The following is a 12919-nucleotide window of genomic DNA, read 5'->3' on the forward strand; positions in this document are numbered from 1 at the left end:
AACCTTATCCTATTTTGAGCAAAGTATCAGAAAGAAATTGGTAAGGTGGAATAGCCAAATTATAGTTAGCGGGGCCTGACCGCACTCTTCCAGCGGTATCATAAACAGACCCATGACAGGGACACAACCATCCTCCAAATTTACCCGATTGCCCAAGTGTTACACAGCCTAGATGCGTACAAAGATTAATAACAATCAGCCAATTTTCACGTCCTTTACCTGCTGAACGCGCAAAATCTGTTGCTTCTTTTTCACCTTCAAGATTAGGATTGCGCGCTTGACGATCTTTTAGAAGTCTCAATTCAGTAGCGCGCGCATCAGCAATTTCTTTTGCCGTACGATTTCGAATAACAACAGGCTGTCCTCGCCACTTTACCGTTACCGACATCCCCTCTTCAATACCAGAAAGATCAACCTCAACAGAGGAAGATGCCAAAACAGCTTCATCTGGACGCAACTGACGGATAAAAGGCCACGCAACCGCTCCCATTCCAACTGCTCCTGCAACAGCTGTTACCAAAAACAGAAAATCCCGCCTCGTTTGCTCACCCATGGACTTAACTTAAAGAGACACTTTGCTAAAACATTCTTTTACCATACCCTCTCCCATTGTACAATGCTTGATCATTCAGTTACCTCAACCATGAAAACATCCCCGTAAAAAACTCCGCCATTTGTATGGTTTATACAAAAACTGTTTTATAATGATAATTCATCGTTTTACAGAGTGAATGAAATCCTGAAACACCGTAAGTTTCTTTCATTTCAAACCTATTCATATTAATCAATCAAAATTACTCCCCCACCCGTGAAAATCAGAGATAGCATGTAAATAAACACTTCTAAAGAAAGAAACATTGTCTTGTTATGATCATATCTCAGTAAATAAGTTGAGCTTATCGGTTATTTCTTTAACACATTTACAGCATCTCTCCCTTCCTCAATTCCAACTGGTTGCATGAGTATTTTTTTTGCTTCTGTTTTTGCATAAAAAGCATATTTTGTTGATTTTAATTAAAATGGATGATCTAACCTCATTAAATACCCCACTTTTCAACATAATGAGCCAATCCATTTCATGGATCGCTCAATAAAAGGAAGTCTCTAATAGGGAGCTTCTCTCTTATCCCAAACAGACCTGTATACATAACTTTTTCCCTGAAATTTAAAGGGAATAAAAATTAACCGTAAAAACATGTATTTCTCAAAGCATATTTTTCGAATAAATTGTGGTGCTTCTTTACAAAGTCGAAAGAAAAATCATATTACAGAGAACATGACACTTCATATAGCTCTTTTCCAACCTGATATTGCTGGTAATACTGGAACGATTTTACGTCTTAGCGCTTGCTTTGGTTTACATGTGCACATTATTGAACCTGCAGGCTTTAATCTGTCGGATCGTAATCTCAAACGCGCAGGATTGGATTATCTCGAATATGCTTCCTTAGAACGACACATTGATTGGCAACATTTTATAAGCTCCATGAAACACTTAAACCGCCGCCTGTTGCTTTTAAGTACAAAAGCAAAAACATGCTATACGCAGATATGCTATCAAAGAAATGATGTTTTACTTTTTGGTCGTGAAACAGCTGGCGTTCCCGATTATGTTCATGAAGCGGCCGATTACACATTGAAAATTCCCATGCAACCACAGGCACGCTCTCTAAATCTCGCCATGAGCGTAGCCATAACAACAGGAGAAGCATTACGCCAAATTGGTTATCATGAAAGAACCTGTAATCTATAAAACACAGCAATTCCACTAAAATTTTTAATAGAACGATAAAAATACATAAAATATGGTTTTAAATAATTAAAAAATATTTTTTATAGCGTATAATAAGTAATTAAAAGCGCATACGTTTCAATAATACTTTTGGAATAACTTACAGAATTCCTGTAAAAAAACATAAATTATTACGAAAAACAATATACAATATATAAAAAAATAGTTAGAGCGTATAATGCCTATCATTTTCCAACAATTAAGTGCTGATAAAATAAGCATTTCTTAGTGCCCATCATATCCATTTCATATCACCACCTATAAATGATTAAATACTCCTCCTAGTAAAAATCCATTAGACATCCCCCTCTTCATGCTCATACAAAGTGCAAACCGCTATCACTATTCTCTTTATTCGTTCTCATTTTCGAGAATCCTTATCTTTGAGATGGTTCATAAGAGACATTTTTCCTCTCTGTAATCATTTTTCCTCACTTGTGACGTCTAAGGCAATAATTTTGATTGATGTAATATGAACAGGTTTGAAATAACCTTACAATATTTGGAGCTCTTGTTTCACATGAAAAATTACTATTATAAATTAATATGTTGACTTAAAAAATATAAACAACAGTGGGTTTGTAAACAGATATATTATAAATCAATTTTTTCTAATAGTGCATGACGATCCATTAAAAATCCGTTTTCAACCCATATCATTTCTAGCTCTTTAAGCTTTTTTCCTAAAAGTACACCTTTCGTAAAACCTTTCTTTATTAAATCGTTACCATTAATAGGAAAAGTTGGAATCTGCCATTTTTTGGCAAGTTGATGGAGCTTGACATAACCCTCTGCTTTTTGCAAAGCATCACTTTTTTCCAGATGATCAAGATGTGATGCAGCGACAGACAACGATAATTGATCTAAAACTGGCTGTCGTCCATGAAAATAAATCAGTTTTTGCACAAAATGATCAGAACAGTTTTGGTTTATTATTTCTAACTCTGCCCATTCTTTTAATCGCGTTCTTTCTTTATGGGAAAAATGCAAGCGCTGTGCCATTTCATGAAGACGTATGGGGTCAGGAGGAAGAAGGCTTTCTAGCCGTAATAATGGATCAACTTTCCAACCAAGAGTCTGTTCTGTCTTCACCAATGCGTGAATTGCATCAATGCCCCATCGTTCTGTTTCAGGAAAAATGAGTGCCAAAACTCTGCTTTGTCGCATCCATAAAAGAGCACGCGTTGGATCAAACGCCGCAAGAAGCTTTTTCATTTCTGCCCAAATACGTTCAGAAGAAAGTTTTTTTAAACCGTGTTTTAAACGAACACATGCCTTCAATCCTTGCACATCAGGTCGCCCTGCTCCATACCACGCAAAAAAGCGAAAAAACCGTAAAATACGCAAATAATCTTCGCAAATACGATCTTCTGCAACCCCAATAAAACGAACTGTTCGGCTAGCAATATCACTCAAACCTCCCACATCATCATAAAGGTTTCCAGCAGCATCACAATAAAGTGCATTTATCGTAAAATCCCGCCGTTCAGCATCTTTTTTCCAATCACGACCAAATGCCACTTTTGCATGACGACCATCTGTTTCAATATCGCAGCGAAGCGTTGTAACCTCATAAGAACATGAATGAGCAATTACTGTTATTGTACCAAAAGCAATCCCTGTAGGAATAGCTTTAAATCCTGCTTCTTCTACACGTGCAATAACCTGTTGCGGCAAACAGGTTGTTGCAATATCAATATCACTAATAGGCTGCCCTAGCAGTTGATTGCGCACTGCTCCCCCTACAATACGCGCCTCTTCCCCCTCCTCAGACAAAACACGAAGAAGTGTTTGAATATCACTTTGTTGTAACCACGCAACCTGTTTGAAGTTCTGTCTTATATTCACCCTTTAACCTTTCAAAAAAGTTGTCTTCACTGCTTTAAAGAACTCTCTTCATAAAACAAAATTTTTAAGACATCCCTTATAAAGCACGTCTATTCTTCCAAAGAAACTTTTCTCTTCTATACGAATATGAAAAAAAACGGCATATGATACTTCATTTCTTCTCATTTTCTGTTACAAACAATAAGATATCCATTATCATGCAGAGAAAATTACCATTTTTGCGACAAACGCCTTAAGGAAGAAATATGAGTCAACATGATCCATCATCCAATTCTATAAAAAAGGTCAATATCAATCATGAGGCTCAAGTCATTATTGATGATATTGATACGACACACAAAGAATTGGATATTTTACAACAAGAAATTGACAAAGTTATTTTTGGGCAAAATCAGGTAATCGAATATGCTTTAATCGCTATTTTTGCTGGTGGTCACGCCCTTCTTGTCGGTGCTCCAGGACTTGCAAAAACACGTCTTGTTGAAACATTGGGAACAGTCTTAGGGCTTGATGAAAAACGCATCCAATTCACTCCTGACTTAATGCCATCGGATATTATTGGTTCTGAAATTATGGATTCCGATAAAGACGGTAAACGTTCTTTTCGATACATTCAAGGTCCTATTTTTACGCAACTTCTCATGGCCGATGAAATCAATCGTGCTTCCCCACGGACACAGTCAGCCCTTTTACAAGCTATGCAAGAATATCATGTCACTGTTGCAGGTACCCGTTATGATTTGCCACAACCTTTTCATGTTCTTGCAACGCAAAATCCTCTCGAACAAGAAGGGACATATCCACTTCCTGAAGCACAACTGGATCGCTTTTTGATGCAAATCGATATTGACTATCCTGACCTCACAACAGAGCGACGGATTATTTTAGAAACAACAAAAGAAAAAAAAACAAATGCAAAACCAATTTTATCCGGCAAAAAATTGCAAAAAATTCAAAATATCGTTCGCAAAATGCCTCTTTCAGAAAATGTGATTGAAGCTATTTTAAAAATTGTCCGCTCATCTCGCCCTCATAAAGACAATAGCCTTGCTAATACTTATGTTTCTTGGGGACCTGGTCCACGGGCATCACAAGCCCTTTCACTTTGTGTTCGCGCCCGTGCTCTTTATTATGGACGCTTAGCCCCTTCACTTGATGATGTTGAAGCATTAGCCTATCCCGTATTACAACACCGCATGGCTCTTAATTTTTCTGCCCGTGCTGAAGATATAACCGTAAAAGATATTATCAATAACCTTGTGAAAGATGCTCTTTGAATGGCACTTGGCAAAAAAGTTTTACAAAAACCTCCATTGTCTCTGGCAAATGAACTGCATAAGGATACTGGCAAAATGCCATATTTCCTTTTGCAAGCGCGTCATATCGCTAATACACTGATAACCGGATGGCACAGACAACGTAAAAGCGGTAATGGGGAAAACTTTTGGCAATTTCGTCCCTATATGGAAGGAGAATCCATTACCCGCATTGATTGGCGTCGCTCAGCGCGTGATGAAAATACGTATCTGCGCGAAAACGAATGGCAAATGACACAAACCGTTTGGCTTTGTCCTGATCAGAGCGCATCAATGCATTACTGTTCACGCTTTTCTAAAATCTCTAAAGGTAATCATGCCATTATTCTTACCCTTACCTTGGCATCCCTTCTTGCACGCAGTGGCGAACATATTGCTATTCCCAACTTAATGTCCCCCACAATGACATCCAATGTCGTAGAACGAATAGCCTTTGCTTTAGAAAATCATTCAGATGAAAATTCATTTCCGGATTTTTCAACGATTACACGCTTTTCACATGTCGTTATAATGAGTGATTTTCTCGACTATCCTGAAAAAATCATCCAACATTTAACCGTTTTAACTACAAAACAGGTGACAGCTCATTTAATTGAAATTTCTGATCCCGCAGAAGAAAGCTTTCCCTACACAGGTCACACAGAATTTTTGGATCCTGAAACGAAAGAGAAACATGTTTCCACTAAAGCAGAAGATCTTCGTAAGAGCTATTGTAAACTATATCACGCAAGGCGACAAGAATTGGTAAATTTTTGCGCACGCCAAGGATGGTCTTATCACGTTAGTACAACGGATCAACCTTTAACAGAGACCATTTTTCATCTTGCAAATACAATGAGCGACTCTCCATTGCAAAAAAGGAGGGCACTTTGAGTTTTGCTGCTCCCTTTCTGTTACTAGGGCTTTTGTTCCTACCGGTCATTTGGTGGCTGTTGCGGATAACTCCTCCATCTCCGCGCAAAGAGCTTTTTCCCCCTTTTCGCTTCTTACCCAAACCAACTCATCAACAAGAAACAGCAAAACATACACCTTGGTGGTTGCTCTTGTTGCGTTTAACCATAGCGGCACTTGTTATCATAGCTCTAGCACGCCCCACTTGGAATCAAAAACCAATCAGCTTTTCTGGATCTCAACCCCTTGCACTCATTATTGATAATGGTTGGGCTTCTGTAAAAGAATGGAAAAAGCGCATCTCTATCACTGAAATGCTTCTTGCACAGGCAGAAAAACAGCAAAAAAATATTTATCTTGTTGCAACGGCTGAAAATGATATCTCCAATATAGAGCCCCAACCAGCCAAGATTATAAAACAGCATTTAATGCATTTGCAACCGCGTCCTTGGCCTGTCAACCGTGTGCATGCCTTCAAAAAACTCAGCGAAATAACCAAAGGAAAACCTCTTGATATTGCTTATTTGAGTGATGGATTACGAACAAATGAAGATGAGCAAGCTTTTGCTCATCTTGAAGAATTAAAACCTAGAAACTTCTTGTGGTATTTGACTGATATTTCCGATTTAACCGGCATAACATCCATAGAAAATAACAATGGAAACATGGGCGCGCGTATTATCCGCTCAACAACACACAGCAACACTCCCGCTATACTCAGCCTCTACGATTCAAATAATCAACTTCTCGGTCAATTTACGAACAATTTCTCTGAAGGAGAAACAACAGCACTTGTTCCTTTTAATGTACCACTTGAACTACGCAATGATATCGCTTGGATAAAAATAAACAATCAAAACCATGCTGCTGCAACCTTCTTGGTAGACAGCCATAACAGGATAAGCCGTGTTGCTCTTCTCTCACCAGATACCAATGAAATGGCACAGCCTTTACTTGCTCCATTTTATTACATTATCAAAGCCTTACAAGGTCATACACAGCTTATAACAGCCGGTGGAAGAGAACTTTCAACGGATATTGATCATTTGCTTAAACAAAATCCATCTGTTTTGATTATGGGTGACATTGTTAACATACCCCCAAAAGCAGAAAAAAAACTTTCTGATTTTGTGAATAAAGGGGGAACACTCATCCGCTTTGCAGGAGAAAAACTCAGTGGCGCAGAACATTACGATAACCTTCTTCCGATACCACTACGCCCAGGTCAACGTTCCCTTGGAAGTATTATGTCTTGGACAAAACCACAAAAGCTTGCCCCTTTTGCAAAAAATAGCTTTTTCTTTGATCTTCCTTTTCCAAAAGATGTTACTGTCTCGCGCCAAATCCTCGCAGAACCAACCCCAGATCTTTTTGAAAAAACGTGGCTTAGCCTTTCGGACGGAACTCCTCTTATTACCGCAGCAAAACGTGGTAAAGGAACCCTCATTCTCATTCATGTTGCTCCTGACCCAACATGGTCTAATCTTCCTCTTTCTGGCTTTTTTGCACAAATGCTGCAAAAATTAATCACATTAGGTTCTAACGAAAACACAAACCTAACACACAGAGAAAAAAGAACCGTGGTACAAAGCCCTTGGCGAACTATAGCCGTTGACGGACAATTACAAGTACCACCCTCTGATGTTGTTCCTTTGATCTTTGACTCTCAAAATCCACCCCATCCTTCCTACCATACTCCCCCAGGACTTTATGGTGTCAAAAACAATTTTTATGCACTCAATCTCTTAACTCATTCGTCGCACTTGATGAAACAATCATCATTGCCAACTTCTCTTAATAAAAGCCCTTTATCTTACGATACAAAAGAAAAAAATCTTATTGGTCCACTTTTAGGATTAGCCATCTTATTATTCGCCTTTGACAATTTTCTCATTTTATGGATGGGCGATATTTTTTCTTTCATGAAACGGCGTAATATGTTTCTCCTCCCCTTTATAAGTCTTATTGCCTTGTTTTCATATGATCCAACTCTTCATGCACAAACGAAAGAAAACCATCATGATAGTGTACAAGCTGCCGGCGCAACACATCTTGCCTATGTTATAACCAATAATCATGAAATTGATACAACGAGTAAAAGTGGTCTAGAAGCGTTAAGTCAATTTATCGCAGAGCGCACAATGCTTACCCTCGGCTCTGTTACAGCACTTGATCTCGATAAAGATGAACTCTCTTTTTATCCTCTTATTTACTGGCCAATTGATGTTAAAAGTCCTATACCAACCCCCAAAAGCCTTGAAAAAATAAATAACTTTATGAAACATGGGGGAACAATTTTATTTGACACGCGCGATCAGATAAAGAGCAATCTTAATCTTGAAGGAGATGCCACTCCAGAAACGCAAAGATTACGAGATATCTTAAAAGAGTTAAATATTCCATCCATTGAGCCAGCATCAACAGATCATGTTGTTGCACGTTCTTTTTATATTATGCCAGATTTTCCAGGTCTCTACCGTGGTTCACCTTTATGGATTGAATCCTCCTCAACAAACAAAAAAAATAAAAATTCTCTTGCCAGCGGCGATAATGTAAGTTCTCTTCTCATTACTGCCAATAACTTTGCCGGTGCTTGGGCACTCGATGAAAAAGGGACATGGAAATATCCCCTTGTTCCCAATGATCCCATGCAACGTCTATGGGCATTTCGTGCAGGTTTAAATATTGTCCTTTATGTTCTTACAGGAAACTATAAAGCGGATCAAGTTCATGTTCCAGCACTCTTGGAACGCTTTAAAAGAGAAAGAAGGCAATGATATCATTTTTCACTTTTCAGCCTTTTTTACCACTCATTTGGATTCTGTTCTTAAGTGGAATATCGATTCTTTTTGTCGTTGTTGGTCTTGTTACGCAACGGCAAGGTTCTTTATTTCGTCTGATGGCATTAAGCGCCCTCATCCTTGCTTTGCTCAATCCAATGATCATAAAAGAACAGCGCGAACCACTGAAAAGCACAGTGGGAATTGTTATTGACCGCAGCAAAAGCCAAACATTTGGAACACGTACAAACGACAGTGATGAAGCGCGCGCGCAATTAACTCAAGCATTGGCGCATTATCCACAATTTGAACCACGCTTTATTGAAGCTGGAAAACTTGCTGATAATCAGTATGCGCCCTCAACGAATTTGTTTGAGGCTTTAACACAAGCAGTATCTGATGTACCGCTCTCTCGTTATGCAGGAACCATTTTTATCACCGATGGACAAGTGCATGACATTCCTGACCTATCAGACCTTCATCATGAAGCCCCTCTCAATGCCCTGATTACAGGGCACTCAGAGGAATTTGATCGCCAAATTAAGTTTATCTCTCCTCCACGATTTGCCCTTGTCAACAAACCACAAACGCTCTCCATTTTGGTAGAAGATAAAGGCCCCACCAAAAAAACAATACCACAGAAAGCAAATATTACATTAAGCGTCAATGGACAAGACATTGGCCATTATTCTGTGACTCCTGGCGTGATTTTTCAAACTGAAATTACCCTTCCTCATGCTGAAAAAAATATTATCCAAGTTATAACCGATCCACACAAAGGTGAACTAAGCTTTGAAAACAACCGCGCCATAACAATTATTGAAGGAATCAGAGAAAATTTACGCGTTCTTCTTATTTCAGGTGCTCCTTATAATGGAGAACGGACATGGCGAGACCTTTTGAAAGGTGACTCCAATATTGATCTTGTTCACTTTACTATTTTGCGTCCTCCCACCAAAGCAGATAATACGCCCTCAAGCCAATTATCCTTAGTGGTCTTTCCCACAAGAAAACTCTTTGTTGAAGAAATTAATAACTTTGATCTCATCATCCTTGATGGCTACCAGCACTCTACTGTTCTCCCCTTAATCTATTATGATTATATCGCCCAATATGTACAAAAGGGGGGGGCATTGTTGATGGTAACAGGACCTGAATTTGCCCAAAAAAACTCACTTGCGAAAACACCTTTAATAAGCATTTTACCGGCATTACCTAATGGAACTATTATTGAAAAACCTTTTCGCCCCACATTAACCAAAGAAGGTGAGCGCCATCCTGTCACAAGAGGTCTTGCAACACTTAACCTTCCAGCTTCCCAATGGGGGCAATGGTTGAGACAAATTGCTATTCAAAACATAAATAACGGAATCGCCCTCATGAAAGGAGCCGATGAGCAACCACTTTTACTTCTCTCTCATGTTGATAAAGGACGTGTAGGCATGTTGCTTTCTGATGAAAGTTGGCTTTGGGCTCGAGGTTTCGAAGGCGGCGGTCCTTATGCTGCTCTTTATCGACGAATTGCTCATTGGCTCATGAAAGAACCAGAACTTGAAGAAGAAAAATTAAGTGCGACCAGCAGCCATCATCATTTAACAATTCGCCGCCAAACTCTAAAAGACCATCCAGAACCCGCTGAAATAATCTTTCCCTCTGGAAAAAAAGAAAATATTACTCTGACCAAAGAGCAAGAAGGCCTTTTTACTGCAACTGTGACCACTGATGAGACAGGAATTTTTACCATTAAAAATGGCGATTTAACAATACTTTCTTCTGTAGGGATGCTCGATAATCTTGAGTTGTTGGACTTGACTTCAACACAAGAAAAACTAGCCCCCATTATTAAGCACACAGGCGGCTACATCGGACGTTTACACCCTGAGGGAAAAGAAAACATTCATCTTCCTCCATTCAAGCTGATTCAATCAAAAACAAGTCCGTCCTCTTCCCCAGCACATTCAATTGTTCTGAAAGAAGCAACAGAAACCCGTTTAATCAATACCTTTTATTTTTCGATATTTTCTGGTTTTTTTGCATTGCTTGCTTGCCTTTTACTGTTGAGCAGCATGTGGTATTATGAAGGACGTTAAAAGGTTTGAGATTTCGTATAATAGTTTTAAAATTCAGCTTATCTTTTTACGTATTTACTTGTCTTTTATAATTAGATAACGTATTGATTTATAACTAAAAATACAGTATAATTCTCCTTATTTCAAATATCCTCATATTAAAAAAATAAAAAACATTCTCTTGCGTATTATTAGAAGAGATGCTGTATGGATAGAAACCATCGAAGAAAAGAATGAAATACCTCTTATGAATCCTTCTAAAGCAAGGATTTTCATAAAATTGGAGGAAAATAGTATGATGGTTTTTATTTGCACCTTGTATAAGCGTAGAGATGGTAGTGTACAGTAAGCCCTATATACTTCACAGAAGCTTTCTATTATAGCATCGAATACCGGTCGTGAAATTAGCTCAAACGCATTGAGAAATGTTTTTTTTACAAATATGTGAATGTACAACACAATGATATTCTATTGGGGATATTCTATTTGGAACATTCCGCTTGAGGCGTTCTTTTTTGCAAGCTAATTTTTATTTTACAATCTTTCTTGCCTTTAAGCACTAACTTATCTTATGTTTATTTTTTAAATCGTTTTTAATACTCTACGAGCTTTTATGTTTTATCTTGCCCATATATCGGATGTACATCTTTCACCTCTCCCGCAACCTTCCCTCTTCGAACTTTCTGGGAAACGTCTTACCGGTTATCTGAATTGGCAAAAAAAACGTAAGAGTCAGATGGCAACAGACGTCCTAGAAACTTTAATAGATGCCTTGAACAAAACAAAACCTGATCACCTTGTGATCTCTGGTGATCTTGTCAATCTTGCTCTCGATAAGGAATTTGAACAAGCGCATCGTTGGCTACTTAACTTAGGACAACCTCAAGATATTTCTTTGACATTTGGAAATCACGATGCCTATGTCCGCGGCGCTTTCCAAAAAGCATGCACTCTCTTTAAACCTTGGATCACAGGTGACATCCCTCAAAAAAATGCCTTTCCTTATATGCGCATTCGCAAAGATGTTGCCATCATAGCAGCTTCTTCAGCCATTGCGACACTGCCTTTTCAAGCTTCTGGTTATTTTGGTAAAATGCAAGCGCAAACTTTACCGCTCTTTTTAAAAGAAGCAGCACAGCGCAACCTTTTTCGTGTCGTCATGATTCACCATCCCCCCTTTCCCAATGCAACATCTTGGCATAAAAAACTACGGGATATAAAACGTTTTCTAAACGTTATCAAATATCACGGTTGTGAACTTATTCTTCACGGACATACTCATTTACCCACATTGAATTACATTGAAGGACCAATTAAAAAAATTCCTATTGTTGGTGTTCCTTCCGCATCACAAGCTTTTGGTGATAAAAAACCACCCGCAGGCTTTAATTTATTTTCCATTGAACGCTTACAAAATCAATGGCATTGCCAATTACAACGTTATAGCATTATCAACCCCAAAAACGAGATTGCATGTACTGAAACAATTAATCTTTAAACACCTTCATAGTTGCCAAAACAACCAAAAACGAAAATATTTTTATTTCACATCCCTTTGGAAATCATAATTCTTATTTCCCTTTTTCTCCTTAAAAGACAAAGTTTCACCTTCTCTGTTAATAGATCAATTTTTCTCAGAGAATTCCATCTGCTGCCCCACTTATGTAACGAGCTTTTTACAAACTTATTGGTTTTCTTCCTTCCCGCCCTAAAGGACGAAAATTCTACCCCATCTGATTTATAAATAATCCGGATTCTTGTCGCACGGGTTCCAGCTGCTAATTGCGCATGTGATTTACTTCACAAAGCTCTACACATAAACCCTGCTTTAAATTTCATCATACACTCCTCCAAAAGCATCTAATGCGTAAAATCCTTATAATATTACAATGATGATATTTTATAGAATAATAGAGAAGCTCATTCAGCTTCTATACCTGAAAATAGATGACTAAAAAAGCCAAATAATAACTAAAGTATATAATTTAAATAACCCAACCTACTTGTGATTTATAAACAAATAATGTTGATTGATTTATCGTAAATAGATTTGAAATAATCCCTTACTATTTCACTCGATATTTATTATCGTACATTTAAAAAAATATAAAAAATAATAGATTATATTTCGATAACAGATATAGGTAATAATGTTTTTTATGTCTCGATAAATTCCTAATTTTCTATCTATTTTTTCCTATAAATAAATTTATAATACTCTTT

The 12919-nt window shown here is 38.0% G+C and carries 8 protein-coding genes; 6 read left to right on the top strand and 2 right to left on the bottom strand.

Annotated elements, in window-relative coordinates; genetic code table 11:
- Positions 1–4 precede the first annotated feature (4 nt).
- A complete protein-coding gene (gene petA, locus PVV63_RS06980; protein ID WP_273791241.1) occupies positions 5–553 on the bottom strand; it encodes a ubiquinol-cytochrome c reductase iron-sulfur subunit in 549 nt (182 codons plus the stop codon).
- Between the two features lie 723 nt (positions 554–1276).
- Between petA and PVV63_RS06985 the strand changes: the two genes are divergently transcribed.
- Positions 1277–1753: a tRNA (cytidine(34)-2'-O)-methyltransferase gene (locus PVV63_RS06985; RefSeq protein ID WP_273791242.1), complete on the top strand. Its 477-nt coding sequence runs from the start codon at positions 1277–1279 to the stop codon at positions 1751–1753.
- Positions 1754–2386: 633 nt separating this feature from the next.
- Here the strand turns inward: PVV63_RS06985 and PVV63_RS06990 are convergent.
- Positions 2387–3640, bottom strand: coding sequence for a CCA tRNA nucleotidyltransferase (locus tag PVV63_RS06990; protein ID WP_273791243.1), 1254 nt, complete (start codon positions 3638–3640; stop codon positions 2387–2389).
- Positions 3641–3885: 245 nt separating this feature from the next.
- Here PVV63_RS06990 and PVV63_RS06995 point away from each other — a divergent pair, with 245 nt between their 5' ends.
- The 5 genes from PVV63_RS06995 to PVV63_RS07015 all read left to right on the top strand — a co-directional run bounded on the left by PVV63_RS06995 (position 3886) and on the right by PVV63_RS07015 (position 12194).
- Positions 3886–4917 (top strand): MoxR family ATPase, encoded by a 1032-nt coding sequence (locus PVV63_RS06995; RefSeq protein WP_273791244.1) that lies wholly within the window; start codon positions 3886–3888, stop codon positions 4915–4917.
- A complete protein-coding gene (locus PVV63_RS07000; RefSeq protein WP_273791245.1) occupies positions 4918–5829 on the top strand; it encodes a DUF58 domain-containing protein in 912 nt (303 codons plus the stop codon).
- Positions 5826–8624 carry a DUF4159 domain-containing protein gene (locus PVV63_RS07005; RefSeq protein WP_273791246.1) on the top strand — a complete coding sequence of 933 codons (2799 nt, stop codon included), beginning with the start codon at positions 5826–5828 and terminating at the stop codon, positions 8622–8624. The genes PVV63_RS07000 and PVV63_RS07005 overlap by 4 nt, the downstream gene beginning before the upstream one ends.
- A complete protein-coding gene (locus tag PVV63_RS07010) occupies positions 8621–10717 on the top strand; it encodes a glutamine amidotransferase (RefSeq protein ID WP_273791247.1) in 2097 nt (698 codons plus the stop codon). The genes PVV63_RS07005 and PVV63_RS07010 overlap by 4 nt, the downstream gene beginning before the upstream one ends.
- Positions 10718–11309: 592 nt before the next feature.
- A complete protein-coding gene (locus PVV63_RS07015; RefSeq protein ID WP_273791248.1) occupies positions 11310–12194 on the top strand; it encodes a metallophosphoesterase in 885 nt (294 codons plus the stop codon).
- The last annotated feature ends 725 nt before the right edge of the window (positions 12195–12919 follow it).

Origin of the sequence: Bartonella sp. CM31XJBT (assembly GCF_028618555.1) — a bacterium.
Taxonomy (GTDB): Bacteria; Pseudomonadota; Alphaproteobacteria; order Rhizobiales; family Rhizobiaceae; genus Bartonella.